This window comes from Plantactinospora sp. DSM 117369 (genome assembly GCF_053764795.1).
In genome coordinates this window covers 6,429,781-6,442,486 of the sequence record NZ_CM132446.1, presented here as the reverse complement: position 1 = coordinate 6,442,486, position 12,706 = coordinate 6,429,781, and the positions used below count along the sequence as shown (strand labels likewise).

11 protein-coding genes are annotated in these 12,706 nt (G+C 72.6%); 7 read left to right on the top strand and 4 right to left on the bottom strand.

The features are described 5' to 3' along the window. Positions 1-62: 62 nt before the first annotated feature. Positions 63-896 carry a manganese catalase family protein gene (locus tag ACSMXO_RS27485; RefSeq protein ID WP_346261333.1) on the bottom strand — a complete coding sequence of 278 codons (834 nt, stop codon included), beginning with the start codon at positions 894-896 and terminating at the stop codon, positions 63-65. Positions 897-981: 85 nt separating this feature from the next. After that, positions 982-1,761: a sensor histidine kinase gene (locus tag ACSMXO_RS27480; RefSeq protein ID WP_455414397.1), complete on the bottom strand. Its 780-nt coding sequence runs from the start codon at positions 1,759-1,761 to the stop codon at positions 982-984. Positions 1,762-1,905: 144 nt separating this feature from the next. On the opposite strand from ACSMXO_RS27480, the gene ACSMXO_RS27475 reads away from it, so the two are divergent. The 5 genes from ACSMXO_RS27475 (at position 1,906) to ACSMXO_RS27455 (ending at position 7,437) form a co-directional block, all read left to right on the top strand. Beyond that, positions 1,906-2,550, top strand: coding sequence for a response regulator transcription factor (locus ACSMXO_RS27475; RefSeq protein ID WP_346261335.1), 645 nt, complete (start codon positions 1,906-1,908; stop codon positions 2,548-2,550). Positions 2,551-3,040: 490 nt separating this feature from the next. Further along, positions 3,041-3,814, top strand: coding sequence for a hypothetical protein (locus ACSMXO_RS27470; protein ID WP_455414396.1), 774 nt, complete (start codon positions 3,041-3,043; stop codon positions 3,812-3,814). A 762-nt stretch (positions 3,815-4,576) separates the two neighbouring features. After that, entirely contained in the window at positions 4,577-5,332 is a 756-nt protein-coding gene (locus ACSMXO_RS27465; RefSeq protein WP_455414395.1) for an SDR family oxidoreductase, read from the top strand. Between the two features lie 146 nt (positions 5,333-5,478). After that, complete coding sequence (locus tag ACSMXO_RS27460) at positions 5,479-6,375, top strand: RNA polymerase sigma-70 factor (protein WP_455414394.1); 897 nt, start codon at positions 5,479-5,481, stop codon at positions 6,373-6,375. Between the two features lie 240 nt (positions 6,376-6,615). Further along, a complete protein-coding gene (locus ACSMXO_RS27455) occupies positions 6,616-7,437 on the top strand; it encodes an alpha/beta fold hydrolase (RefSeq protein WP_346261339.1) in 822 nt (273 codons plus the stop codon). A gap of 63 nt (positions 7,438-7,500) precedes the next feature. On the opposite strand, the gene ACSMXO_RS27450 is transcribed toward ACSMXO_RS27455, so the two are convergent. Beyond that, positions 7,501-8,334, bottom strand: a complete 834-nt coding sequence (locus tag ACSMXO_RS27450) for a helix-turn-helix transcriptional regulator (RefSeq protein WP_346261340.1) — start codon at positions 8,332-8,334, stop codon at positions 7,501-7,503. 267 nt (positions 8,335-8,601) lie between these two features. On the opposite strand from ACSMXO_RS27450, the gene ACSMXO_RS27445 reads away from it, so the two are divergent. Next, positions 8,602-10,029: an aldehyde dehydrogenase family protein gene (locus ACSMXO_RS27445; protein ID WP_455414393.1), complete on the top strand. Its 1,428-nt coding sequence runs from the start codon at positions 8,602-8,604 to the stop codon at positions 10,027-10,029. A 39-nt stretch (positions 10,030-10,068) separates the two neighbouring features. On the opposite strand, the gene ACSMXO_RS27440 is transcribed toward ACSMXO_RS27445, so the two are convergent. Further along, entirely contained in the window at positions 10,069-11,184 is a 1,116-nt protein-coding gene (locus ACSMXO_RS27440; RefSeq protein WP_455414392.1) for an NAD(P)/FAD-dependent oxidoreductase, read from the bottom strand. A 243-nt stretch (positions 11,185-11,427) separates the two neighbouring features. On the opposite strand from ACSMXO_RS27440, the gene ACSMXO_RS27435 reads away from it, so the two are divergent. Beyond that, entirely contained in the window at positions 11,428-12,687 is a 1,260-nt protein-coding gene (locus ACSMXO_RS27435; RefSeq protein ID WP_346261343.1) for an endonuclease/exonuclease/phosphatase family protein, read from the top strand. Positions 12,688-12,706: the final 19 nt, after the last annotated feature.

Genomic DNA, 12,706 nt, shown 5'->3' with positions numbered 1-12,706 from the left:
TCCGCCGTCGTGGTGACGGACCGGCGCGGCGGAACGGGACAGGGCGGTGGCGCGCCTGCCCGTCAGGTGCCGGACGGTGGCGTGCTGTGCAGGCGCGGGTCGCCCGGAGGAAGTACCGGCGCCTCCGCGTGCGCGGCCGGGCTCGCCTGGTAGCTGAACTGCCCCTTACCGTCGGGGCTCGGGCCGGCGGCCCACCGTCCCGCGGCCGCCTCCTCCCCGGCGGAGAAGTTGAGGTACTGGTAGGCGAACTGGTTCTCCTGCTCGGCATCGGGGAACGCCTCCGGGACCGGCATCTCCTCAAGGCCGTCGTCCTTGAGCTGCTCGATCGCGGCGAGCCACATGTTCTGGTGCATCGTGTCGCGGGCCAGCAGGAACCGCAGCATCTGCTTGACGCCCGGATCGTCGGTCATGTGGAACAACCGGGCGACCTGAAGCCGGCCCTGCGCCTCGGCGGTGACGTTGAGATGGAAGTCGGCGAGCAGGTTACCGCTGGCGGTGATGAAGGCTCCGTTCCACGGCACGCCGTTGCTGTCCACCGGCAACGGACCACCGCCGGAATGGATGAAGTGCGCTGGATTCGACCCCGAGTAGATCGCGGTCAGCATCGGGTTGTCCTCGGCGGCTGCCTCCTGCAAGGACAGCGGAGCGCTGTCCAGCAGGCGGGCGATCATCGTGCAGATCATCTCGACGTGCCCCATCTCCTCGGTGCCGACGTCGAGCAGCAGATCCTTGTACTTGCCGGGCAGCCGGCAACTCCAGCCCTGGAAGAGGTACTGGTTGGCGACCGTCATCTCCCCCCACTTGCCGCCGAGCACCTCCTGCAGGCGCCGGGCGAAGGCGGCGTCGGGCGCATCGGGCTTGGCCTCGAACTGCAGGTCCTTGACGTGGCTGAACACGGTGTGTCCTCCTGATAGAAGTGGCAGACCGTGCCCGGGTACCCGTCGCGGTGGCCCGGTGGGGTCAACCGGCGGCCCCGAAGGGTCAGCGGGCGCCGGCACCTCCGGCACCGGAGCGGCAGCCCCGCGCGGGCAGACTCACCCGTACCGCGATTCCCTGCGCGGCGCGGCACACCGCGATCGTGCCGCCCTCGGCGGCGACCAGGTGTCGCACGATCCACAGCCCCAGTCCGGAGATCCCGGGCGGCGGCGCGGCCCGGCGCAGCGCGGCCCGCAGGGGACGGCAGGACCGGCCCTCGTCGGCGACGACCAGCACCAGGAATCCCGCCCGCACCGAGGCGGACACCCGGACGCGGCCCTCGGCGGGGCCGTGCCGCAGCGCGTTGTCCACCAGGTTCAGCAGGATCTGACGGACCCGGTGGGCGGGTACCAGCCGGCCACCGGCGCCACGGGAGAGCCGGACCGTCAACCGGTGCGGCGCCCTGGCCGGGACCGCGATCGGCAGGACCTGGCTCAGCGGGACCAGCCGGTCGACCGGCTCCGCCAGGCTCTGCGTCGTCGACACCGCCTGCCGCCACAGGTCGGCCAGGTGTGCCGCCTGTTCCCGCGCCAGCGTGGCCATGCCACGTCGTTCATCGGGGCTAAGTGCTCCCGACTCCTCGGCGAGGGCCCGGGTCAGCGAGCGCAGCGACTCGATCGGTGACCGCAGTTCGTGACAGAACATCCGCAGCAGCAGCGCGTGACCGCCCGGTGCGGGTGGCCGGGAAACCTCCGGCGTTCCGCCTCCCGGGCTGGCCGATTCCCATTCCTGTTCCCGTTCCTGGCCGCTGGTCCGGCCTTCGGTCAGCAACGACAGGCGACCCATGATCGCCCTGCCGAGGTTGCGGAACAACGGCCGGCCGGGGACGCCGCCCCGAGGTCGCCGGGGCCGCCGAGCCCGGATACCGGCGCGATGAGCGGTCTCCGGCTGGACGGGCATGATCGGGCGCAGAGCGGGAAACGCCGCCGCGTGTCCGAATCCGCGACCCTCCGGCTCGTACTGGTCGATGACCATCCTCTTTTCGTCCGTGGCCTCGAACTCCTGCTTCCGGCCAGTACCCAGGGACGGGCGCGGGTCGTCGGATCGACCGGTGACGCCTCCGCCGCCGCCGCGACGGTCCGCCGCTGCGTACCCGACCTGGCCCTGGTCGACCTGCACATGCCGCGACCGGGCGGGATCCGGGCCATCGCCGCCATCCGCCGAACCACACCACGGGTACGGATCGTCGCGATCTCCGGGCTCGACGAGATCGACCTCATGGTGCAGGCCCTGCGCGCCGGCGCGGAGGGCTACCTGCCGAAGAGCAGCGAGCCCGAGGAACTGCTGCCGCCGCTACTGGCGATCCTGGACGGGTGGGCAGTGCTACCTGCCGGCCTGCTCACAGCCCTGCTCCGCCCGGCGTACAACGGCCTGCCGGCGACGGCCGCCCTCGACGACGAGGAACGCCGTCTCCTGCAGCTTATTGCGAAGGGATGTCGCACGGTGGAAATCGCTGAAGAGCTGAACTTCTCCGAGCGCACGGTGAAGCGGCTGACGGCATCGTTGCTGCGCAAGCTGCGCGTGTCGAACCGGACCGAGGCCGCCGCCGTGGCCGGCAACGCGGGCCTGCTGTGAGCCGTCTCCGGTGCCAGCCGCGCCGGGCGGGGGCCTCTCTCCGAAGCGCCGAGCGCCCCGCAGGGCGAGCGTGGCGCCGTCGAGGGCGACCGGATGCCCTCGCGATCGACGTCTCCAGCGCCCTGGCCGTCTGCGGGTGACCTGCCGCCGGACGATCGAGTTCGACGACCGGCCGCCGGGTCCTCGCCCAGCGCGTCGCGGTGATCCTGCTCGACGAGCCGACCGCCGCCCTCGACCTGGGTCACCAGGAGTTGGTTGGTGCTCGGGTTGGCCGGGCTTGTGCCCGGGCAGGCCAGCGGAACCGTCTGGACCCGCTGAACGAGGTCGGTGTGCGGCGGTGGCTGCCGTGGGTTGACCGGGTGGTGCACTCTGGGGCCTGCCGGGTGACGGACGGCAATGACTTCGGTGCGCTCCGCGTCTGGGTGTGTTCGTCGGCGGCACCATCCTAGGAAGAGGGCCATCCGTGAGACGAACGAGGATATGCGCCGCCGTGGTAGCCGTGGCGGTGCTGACCTGGCCCGGCGTCGCAGCCGCGGCCGCGCCGCCGGCCAACGACGACTTCGACGACGCGACCACGGTGAGCGGGCTACCGTTCACCGACGTGGTGTCCGGCGCGGACGCGACGACGGCGACGGACGACCCGACGGCGTGCGACGGCGCCATCTCCACCGTCTGGTACCGGTTCACCCCGACCCGTACCGGCAGTTACGTGGCGACCGGCACGGCGGAGCCGTACGGCGCCTACCTGTCCATCTTCACCGGCACCCGGGGCGCCCTGACACCGGTCGTGTGCAGCTCCGGCACCACCGTCTGGCCCGCCGAGGCCGGTACCACGTACTACCTCATGGTCAGTGCCTTCCAGTGGTCGCCCCCGGGTGACTTCGTGTTCACACTGGACGGTCCGTCGGCGATCGACGTCACGCTCGACCCGCAGGGGCGGGTCGACCCGCGTACCGGCGTCGCGCAAGTCTCCGGCACCGTGACGTGCCGGGTCACCGGGTGGACCATGATCCGCGGCGTGCTGCGCCAGCGGGTCGGGCGCTTGATCATCTCTGGTGGCTTCGCATCGGAGGTGCCGGTCTGCGACGGGACGCCGAGGCGCTGGGCGGCCGACGTCACGGGGGAGAACGGCATTTTCGCGGGGGGCCGGGCCACCGCACGGGTGGACGCGGAGGGTTGCCCCGATGCCCTGTCGTGCTTCAGCGACGTCGCGGAAGGCACCCTCCGGCTGTCACCTCGGCGGGCCGCCGGCCCGGGACGGTGACGGGGGCGGCGGCGTCACGCTATCGCACGGCGTCGATGCCGACCGATCCGCGACCGTAGGCATCGATCCGGCCCCACCGCGCGAGGATGACGAGCAGCGCGATGTGTCCCATGTGTTGCGCAGTGCCGGGTTCACCACGAGGTTCTCCCCCGATGGTTCGAGGCCGAGCATTGCACGCAGGAGCAGTAGCGGTGCCCGGGCGGACCAGAGCATGCGGGCCGCGCGGTGGGTACTGGCCGGGGTACCTGGTCCGGGCTCGCCCGTGTCCGGCGAACGCCTCGGGGAGTCGTCCGGTGGAGGTAGGCCGCCGCGTTCAGGATCGCGGCGGCCACCCGGGCCGACTCGTTCGACCGGTAACGGCGCGGTCCGACCCAAGATTGAGATGTCCGGCGGCGATCGGGCACGCTCCCATGGTCACCTTCGCCAGCGATGGGGGCATCACCCGCGCCGGGTGCTGGACGTCGGCACGGCCACCGGAACGTGGTAGTGACGCTCCCCACGCCACGGCCCCTGCCGCACGGGCTGGCGCCCCGGCGACCGGCGCTGCCGAGGACCGGATATGCGGCACGAACAGGCCGATCGGGGTCGCTACCGGGGCAGCGGGATGTGGCACATGGGTCCACGGATGTGTCGAGGCTCTCCGCTGGGGGAGACAGAAACCCGTGGCGGCCAGCCGGCCGCTGTCACAGATCACCGCCCTGCCTGGTCGTTGTGGGCGATAGGGCGCCGTCCGGCGCCACGGAAGACAACCAGAGGACCAAGATGAAGATTGTCGTTATCGGCGGCAGCGGACTCATCGGCAGCAAGGTCGTGGAGCTGCTCGCCGCGCAGGGCCACCAGGTGGTGGCGGCGTCTCCGAAGACCGGGGTGAACGCGGTCACCGGCGAAGGGCTGGCCGAGGCGCTCGACGGCGCCGAGGTCGTGGTGGACGTGTCGAACTCGCCGTCCTTCGACCCGGACGCCGCGCGGGAGTTCTTCGAGAACTCCGCCCGCAACCTGTTCCCGGCCGAGGCGGCCGCCGGGGTGGGCCACCACGTGGCGCTCTCGGTCGTGGGCGCGGACCGGATGCCGAACATCGGATACATGGGGGCGAAGGTGGTGCAGGAGCGGCTGATCGCGGCGTCGCCGATCCCGTACTCGATCGTGCGCGCCACGCAGTTCTTCGAGTTCCTCGACGCCATCGCCGCCACCGGGACCGACGGCGACACCGTACGCCTCGGACCGGTGCTCTTCCAGCCGATGGCCGCCGACGACGTGGCGGCCACCGTGGCGGACGTCGCGCTCGGTGCCCCGGTCGGCGGCATCGTCGAGGTGGCCGGCCCCGAGCGGTCCCGCCTCGACGAGGTGATCCGGTCGGTGCTGCGCGCGGAGCAGGACCCCCGGAAGGTCGTGACCGACCCCGCCGCCGGGTACTTCGGCGCCGTGGTGCCCGACGACGCGCTGGTCCCCCTCGGTGAGGCCCGTACCGGTCGCATCCGGCTGTCGGACGTGCGCCCGGTGGACGGGGGCGGGCGGTAGTCGCCGAGGCGCCTCATCGTTGTCTGCTCGACCTGCGGCCGGCCCGTGGCGCCGGCCGGAGGTCGGGCCCGCCGCCGGACCCGGATCGTCGGTCGGGCTCGGGCCGGACTTTGCCATCTGCCCCCGAACCTGTGGACGATGGCGTCGTGCAGCCTGCGACCGACGGACAAACCGGCCAGACCGACGATGTGGTCGACTTCGAGGCGATCCGGGGACGACTGTTCGGGATCGCCTACCGGATGCTCGGCAGTGTCGGCGACGCCGAGGACGTCGTGCAGGATGCCTGGCTCCGCTGGCAGCGGACGGACCGGCGGAACGTCCGGAACCCGGCGGCGTTCCTCAGCACCACGACGACCCGGTTGGCGATCAACGCGGTGACGGCGGCCCGGGCGCGCCGGGAGACGTACGTGGGGCAGTGGCTGCCGGAGCCGGTGGACACCGGCGCCGATCCGGCACTCGGTGCGGAGCGGGCGGAGGGGCTGGAGTTGGGGGTCCTGCTGCTGCTGGAGAAGCTCGCCCCGGCGGAGCGGGCGGCGTACGTGCTGCGGGAGGCCTTCGACTACGCCCACCGGCAGGTCGCCGAGGTACTGGGGACCACCGAGGCGAATGCCCGGCAACTGCTGAGCAGGGCCCGCCGGCACCTGGCCTCGGCCCGGTCGGCACCGGTCGGCCGGGTCGAGCACCGGCGGCTGGTCGAAGCTTTCGTGGCGGCGGCTCGGGGCGGGGACCTGGCCGGGTTGGAGCGGCTGCTCGCCGACGACGTGGTCGCCAGTTCCGACGGCGGAGGACGGGTGCACGCCTCGCGGAGGGATCTGCACGGCGCGGCCCGGGTGACGACCCTGCTGGACAACGTGCTGCGGAAGTACTGGCGCGACTCGGTGATCCGGCTCGTCCGGGCCAACGGCGCGGAGAGTCTGCTGGTGGCGGCCGCCGACGGGACCCCGGAGGCCCTGCTCGCCCTGGAGGCCACCGAACGGGGGATCGAGCGCCTCTTCATCGTGGTGAACCCGGACAAGCTGCAACAGTTCGCCGGCCGGGTCTGACCGCCCGCCCTGCCGGCCTGCGCTGCGAAGTGCCGGACCGCCCGGGGCGTTGATGCCCGCCCGGCAGCTCGTGGTCACGGTCGCGGTACGGCTGGATTCCGTCAAATCGCCCTGCGGCCCACCCGGCCTGTGTCTAAATCGGGTACGTCGGCGCATCACCGCCGGCCTTCCGGCGGTGATTCCGACCGGCCGGTCGGGCAGGCCAGGGCAGGCAGCGATCATGACGCACGGGGGGTAGTGATGGGCTTCGTCACCGCAATGGACGGCACGGAGATCTACTACAAGGACTGGGGTTCCGGTCCGGTCGTGGCCTTCTCACACGGCTGGCCGCTGAGCGCGGACGCCTGGGACGGCCAGTTGCTGTTCCTGGCGCAGCAGGGCTTCCGGGTCGTCGCGCACGACCGCCGGGGGCACGGGAGGTCCGGTCAGGCCTCGGCCCGCAACGACATGGACGGGTACGCCGACGACCTCGCCGCGGTGCTGGATTCGCTGGACCTGACCGACGTCACGCTGGTCGGTCACTCGACCGGCGGCGGTGAGGTGGCCCGCTACATCGGCCGGTACGGCACCGGCCGGGTGAGCAAGGCGGTGCTCATCTCCGCCGTACCGCCGCTCATGGTGCAGACCCCGGACAATCCCGAGGGGCTGCCGATCGACGTCTTCGACGGGCTGCGCGCCAAGCTCTTCGCCGACCGGTCGCAGTTCTACCAGGATCTGGCCCAGATGTTCTACGGCGCGAACCGGCCCGGGGCGACGGTCTCCAAGGGCACCCTCGACCAGTTCTGGCTCTGGAGCATGCAGGCCGGGATGAAGAACGCGTACGAGAGCATCAAGGCGTTCTCCGAGACCGACTTCCGGGACGACCTCGCCAAGTTCGACGTCCCGACGCTGGTGATGCACGGCGAGGACGACCAGATCGTCCCGGTGAAGGACTCGGCCCGGAAGACCGCCCAGTTGATCGCGAACGCCCAGGAGATCTACTACCCGGGCGCGCCGCACGGGTTGACCGCCACCCTCCAGGACCAGGTCAACAAGGACCTGCTCGCCTTCCTGAAGAGCTGACCGGCGCAGGTTCCACGCGTCCGCCGCCGGCCGCCGCCCGGGGTGCACCGACCCGCTGGGTGCTCAGAACTCCTGGCCGGCGACGACCGAGAGGAGTCGCAACTTCTCGGCGCTCTCGGTGCCGGGGGTGGCGGTGAAGACCAGCAGCGACTGGGACTGGTCCGGGTCGAGCAGGACCTGGCAGTGCAGTTCGAGCAGCCCGAGCCGAGGGTGCCGGATCCGCTTCGGGGCGCAGTACGGGCCGGTGACCGGGTGTTCCTGCCACAGTTCGGCGAACTCCGGGCTCCGGGCGAGGAGCACGTCGACGATCTCACCGGCCCGGGAGTCCCGCCCGGCCCGGGTGTACGCCCGGTGCAGGTCGGCGGTGAGCAGCCGGCTGTGCCCGGGATGGTCCTCCTCGGGGTGGACGCGCCGGGTGTCCGGGTCGGTGAACCAGCGGTAGTGCAGGCTGCGGGCCAGCCCGGTGTGCCGGGTCTCGTCGCCGAGCAGGGCGGTGGCGAGCCGGGTCTGCCGCAACGTCTCGCCGAGGTCGCTGACGACCTGGGCGGCGGCGTCCCCGAGCCCGTCGAAGATGCGCATCATGCCCGGGTTGATGTGGTCGGCGCGCCGTACCCGGCGCGGCGTCGGATATCCGCCCAGCCGGAACAGGTGGTCCCGTTCCTCCAGGGAGAGCCGCAGGCCGCGGGCGATCGCGGCGAGCATCTGCTCGGAGGGGCGCGGGCCGCGCTGCTGCTCGATCCGGCTGTAGTAGTCGGTCGACATGTCGCTGAGCGCGGCGACCTCCTCGCGGCGCAGCCCGCCGGTACGCCGCCGCTGCCCCCGGGGCAGCCCGACGTCCTCCGGTTGCAGCGCCTCGCGCCGACTCCGGAGGAACTCGGCGAGCCGGTCCCGGTCCATGGCGTCTCCTCCTCTTCCGGCCGGTCCGGTCGGTTGTCGACCCGTTCGCGGACACCCGTCGAGCCTGTTCGCGAGCACCGGCACCGAGGACCGCTCGCGAACACCCGCCGGTCCGCGACCGACACGACTTCGGCAACAATCTCGGGACCGCCGGGAATTCCGGGTGGTGCCGATCGTCGCACCGGGGCGAGCGGCCAACCAGGTGACGGGTGTCCACGGATCGGCTGTACCTGGTTACGCCCGCCCGACCGGCCAAGACTCGGATCCATGACTGGACCAACACAGACCGCGACCGGCCACTGGATCAACGGCGAGTGGCACCCGGCCGGATCGCCGGCAACCATCAGCGTGGTGAACCCGGCGAACGGCGAAATCGTCGCCGAGGTACCCGCCGGTACCGCCGCCGACCTGGACCGGGCGGTCGCCGCCGCCCGGGCCGCCTTCCCCGGCTGGGCCGCCACCGCGCCCGCCGAGCGGGCCGCCGTCGTACGGCGGATCGGCGCGGGCCTGCGGACCCGTGCCGAGGAGATCGCCACCGCGATCACCGCCGAGATGGGCTCACCGATCGGCATGTCCCGGACTGCCCAGGTGGGCTTCCCGGTCGCCGTCGCGGAGTCCTTCGCCACCCTGGCCGCCGACGTCGCCTGGACCGAGGAGGTCGGGAACTCGCTGGTGGTACGCGAGCCGATCGGCGTGGTCGGCGCGATCACCCCGTGGAACTTCCCGCTGCAGCAGATCGTGTCGAAGCTGGCACCGGCCCTGGTCGCCGGGAACACGATGGTGTTCAAGCCCTCCGAGATCGCGCCGCTGACCGCGCGGATCCTCGCCGAGGTGACCGCCGAGGCGGGCCTGCCGGCCGGGGTCTTCAACGTCGTCTACGGCACCGGACCGGTCGTCGGGGAGGCGATCTCCGCCCACCCGGACATCGACATGATCTCGTTCACCGGCTCCACCCGGGCCGGCCGGCGAATCTCCGCCGTCGCCGCCGGAACCGTCAAGCGGGTCGCGCTGGAACTCGGCGGCAAGGGCGCGAACGTGATCCTCGACGACGCCGACCTGCCCACGGCGGTACGGACCGGGGTGACGATGGCGTTCGCCAACGGCGGCCAGGTCTGCGGCGCCTGGCCCCGGATGCTGGTGCCGGCGGCGCGGCAGGACGAGGTCGTCGCGCTGGCGGTCGCCGCCGCCCGGGAGTACGTGGTGGGCGAGCCGACCGACGAGGCGACCCGGATCGGCCCGATGGCCTCCGAGGCGCACCGGGAGAAGGTGCACGGCTACATCGAGCGGGGCATCGCCGACGGCGCGACGCTGGTCTTCGGCGGTCCCGGCCGGCCGGAGGGGCTGGAGAAGGGCGCCTACCTCCGACCGACGATCTTCGCCGACGTCGACCCGCAGTCGGTGATCGCCCAGGAGGAGATCTTCGGCCCGGTCCTGACGATCATCCCGTACGCCGACGAGGACGAGGCCGTCGCGATCGCCAACGGCACCATGTACGGCCTCACCAGCGGGGTCTTCGGCGAGCCCGAGCACGCCCTCGCGGTGGCCCGGCGGCTGCGCGCCGGCCAGGTCGACGTCAACGGCGGCCACTGGAACCCGCTCGCCCCGTTCGGCGGCTACAAGCAGTCCGGGAACGGCCGCGAGTTCGGCCGGGCGGGCCTGGAGGAGTTTCTGGAGATCAAGGCCATCCAGCGCTGAACGGCGCGCCGACCGGGACCGGTGCGCGGAACCGGCGGCTCAGCTCCGGTACCGGTCGAACCGGAACGGTGCCAGTTCGGCGCTGCGGTCCTCGCCGAGTACCTCGGCCGCGACCAGGTCACCGGCGTGCACGCTCAGGGTCGCGCCGCTGTGCGAGACGGCGAAGTGGAAGTTGGGCAGCTCGGCGGCCCGGCCCAGCACCGGTAGGCCGTCGCCGGGGATGGGCCGCTCGCCGACGCGTACGCCGCGCACGGTCGCGGCCCGGATCCCCGGGTAGAGCGCGACCGCCGCCTCGACCACCCGGTCGACCGCCGACTGGTCCACCCGGTAGCCGCCGCCGGCCGCCGGGTGGGCCGCACCGTCGATCTCGGGGCTGTGCAGCAGCAGCCGTCCGTCCCCGTCCGGGCGCAGGTGCACACGCGGGGCGTGCACGACCCGGGACACCGCGACGGTGACCGGCGAGGTGTAGACGAGTACGCCCCGGGTGTTGCGCATCGGCAGCACCAGCCCGGCGAGTGCGGCGACCTGGGCGGCCTGCGGTCCCGCGCAGTTCACCACGGCGGCCACGGGGAGCCGCCGCCCCGAGGCGAGCCGGACCGCGCGTACCTCGGCGGCGGTGACCTCCAGGCCGGTGACCGCGTCGTCGCGGACGACCTCGGCACCGCCGGAGACCGCGGTCGCCAGCAGGTATCCGATCAGCCCGGCCGGGTCGATCCAGCCCTCGCGCGGGAAGTAGGCGACGCCGTCCGGTGGCAGCTCGGCCGGGGCCATCTCCGGTTCGAGGCGAAGCACGTCGGCGCGGTCGAGCCACCGTGCCTCGTACCCGTAGTCGAGCACGCCCGCGACCTTCGCGCGCAGCTCCGCGCGTGCGGCCTCGCCCTCGGCCCACTCCAGGTTGCCGCCCTCGTGGTACCAGTCGCCCTGCGGTGCCTCGGCGGCCAGCCGGCGGTGCGCCGCCATACTCGCGACACTGAGATCGTGGTAGGCCCGGGGCTGCTTGCCGCAGGAGTTGGTCCAGGAGAACGTCGCGCCGGAGGTGCCGCCGGCCGGTGCTCCGGCGTCGACGACAGTGACCCGGGCGCCCCGCCGGGTCAGCCCGGCGGCGACCGCCGCGCCGTAAACTCCGGCCCCGATGACGACCACGTGGGTGAGCATGCTGATCGTGCCCCTTTCCGACGGATTCGCTTCCGGTACGGCTGGACGGTGCGGGGGTACCCGACCTCGACATCGATCCTCGCGCAGGAGCCGGCCGGCCCGAGTGCCACATTCGACGACCCGGATGCCGCGTTCGACAACGCGGACCCGGGTGGGACGTCTGATATTCACGTCCTCGCCACCGGACGGTCGGTGCCCGGCGATAGACACGCGGACGGACATCAACAACCCTGTGGAGGAAGCATGTCCCTGAGTTCCAGCCGATCCGGCCGGCTGGCGGTCCGCGCCGGCCTGCTCGCCGTGGCGGTCACCGTCGCCGGCCTGCCCGCCGTCGCGTCGCCGGCCGTGGCGCACGGCGGCGCGGTGCGGTTCGCCACCTTCAACGCATCCCTCAACCGGGGCGCCGAGGGGGCGCTGCGGTCCGACCTCTCCACCCCCGGCAACGCCCAGGCTCGGACGATCGCCGAGATCGTGCAGCGTACCCGGCCGGACGTGTTGCTGATCAACGAGTTCGACGTCGACCCGGTGGCCGCCCGGTTGTTCCAGCAGAACTACCTGTCGGTCGGCCAGAACGGCGCCCGCCCGGTCGGATATCCGTACCGGTTCATCGCGCCGAGCAACACCGGCATCGCCTCCGGGTTCGACCTGAACAACGACGGCGTGGTGGCCGACGAGCCGGGCGCGGCCGGGTACGGCGACGACGCACTCGGGTTCGGCGCCTTCCCCGGGCAGTACGGCATGGTGGTCTACTCCCGCTACCCGATCGACGTCCGGCAGGCCCGTACCTTCCAGACGTTCCGCTGGAAGGACATGCCCGGCGCGCTGCTGCCCGACGACCCGGCCACCGCCGCACCGGCCGACTGGTACTCGCCGCAGGAGTTGGCGGCGGTTCGACTCTCCTCGAAGAGTCACTGGGACCTGCCGGTCCAGCTCGGACGCCGTACGGTGCACTTCCTGGTCAGCCACCCCACGCCGCCGGTCTTCGACGGTGCGGAGGACCGCAACGGGCGGCGCAACTTCGACGAGATCCGGTTCTGGGCCGACTACGTGCGGCCGGGCGGCGGCCGCTACATCTACGACGACCGGGGCCGGCGCGGCGGGCTGCGGCCCGGCGCGGAGTTCGTGATCGCCGGGGACCTGAACTCCGACCCCTACGACGGGGACAGCATTCCCGGCGCGGCGCAGCAACTGCTGGACCACCGGGCGATCGACGACCGGTTCGTGCCGTCGAGCGCGGGCGCGGCCGAGGCCGGCGCCGTGCAGGGCGGTGCCAACACCGCGCACCGCAGCGACCCGGTGCACGACACGGCCGACTTCGCCGACGTGCCGGGGCCGGGCAACCTGCGCGCCGACTACGTGCTGCCGTCGCGGGGGCTGGACGTGCGCGGCGGGGGCGTGTTCTGGCCGACGGCGGGCGATCCACTGTCGCGGCTGACCGGGACGTTCCCGTTCCCCAGCTCCGACCACCGGCTGGTCTGGCTGGACCTGCGCCTCCGGCGGTGACCGCCCGGGCCGGGTCCAC